Origin of the sequence: Teichococcus aestuarii (assembly GCF_042651065.1) — a bacterium.
Lineage (GTDB): Bacteria > Pseudomonadota > Alphaproteobacteria > Acetobacterales > Acetobacteraceae > Pseudoroseomonas > Pseudoroseomonas aestuarii.
Window position 1 is genome coordinate 1 of record NZ_JBHSCH010000162.1, and the last position, 1,005, is coordinate 1,005.

Annotated in this window: 1 protein-coding gene; it reads left to right on the forward strand. The window is 27.9% G+C overall.

Annotated features, from left to right (window positions below; translation table 11 throughout):
- Positions 1-1,005: penicillin-binding transpeptidase domain-containing protein (locus ACFOY6_RS24145; RefSeq protein ID WP_379652459.1), on the forward strand; the 1,005-nt coding region annotated here is incomplete at both ends.

Consider the following 1,005-nt stretch of genomic DNA (forward strand, 5'->3'; position numbering starts at 1 on the left):
TTCATGACAATGAAGTAGAAGCCGATAGATTTGTTCTTAATAATATTAACAAAAATGAATTTAAAACTTATGCGGAATCTATTATGGACTCCGTATTAAATATTCCATTTTTTAATAAAAATATATTAAGCCATTCATTTAATGGTAAAAAGTCATTACTCAAAAGAAGATTAATTAATATAAAAGAAGCCAATTTGAAAAAACAGTCCAAATTAATTCCAATTTTTATTTGTATTTTTACTTTTTTGCTCATGGTAATTCAAAGCCAGTTTTTGATGGGGCAATCCATAACTGATTATAATTATAAAAAGCCCTTACAGAACGATCACCAAATTTTAGATGAAAGTAAAAATTTTGGTTCAAATAGTGGATCTTTCGTCATGTACAGCATGAAGAAAGACAAATACTATATTTATAATGAAAAAGAAAGTAGAAAGAGATATTCTCCTGATTCAACTTATAAAATTTATTTAGCGATGTTTGGACTTGACCATCATATCATAAGTGATAAAAATTCACGTATGTCATGGAATCATAAACATTATCCTTTCGAGTCTTGGAATAAGGAACAAGATTTAAATACAGCAATGCAAAATTCAGTTAATTGGTACTTCGAACGTATTAGTAATCAAATACCAAAGAACTATACTGCGGCTCAACTCAAGCAATTAAATTATGGTAATGAAAACTTGGGAAGTTATAAAAGCTATTGGATGGAAGATAGTTTGAAAATATCTAATCTTGAACAAGTAATAGTTTTTAAAAATATGATGGAACAAAATAACCATTTTAGTAAAAAAGCAAAGAATCAATTATCTTCTTCATTATTGATTAAGAAAAATGAAAAGTATGAACTGTATGGGAAAACAGGTACAGGTATAGTAAACGGGAAGTATAATAATGGGTGGTTTGTAGGTTACGTAATTACAAATCATGATAAGTATTATTTTGCTACACATTTATCAGATGGAAAGCCGTCTGGGAAAAATGCTGAATTAATCAGTG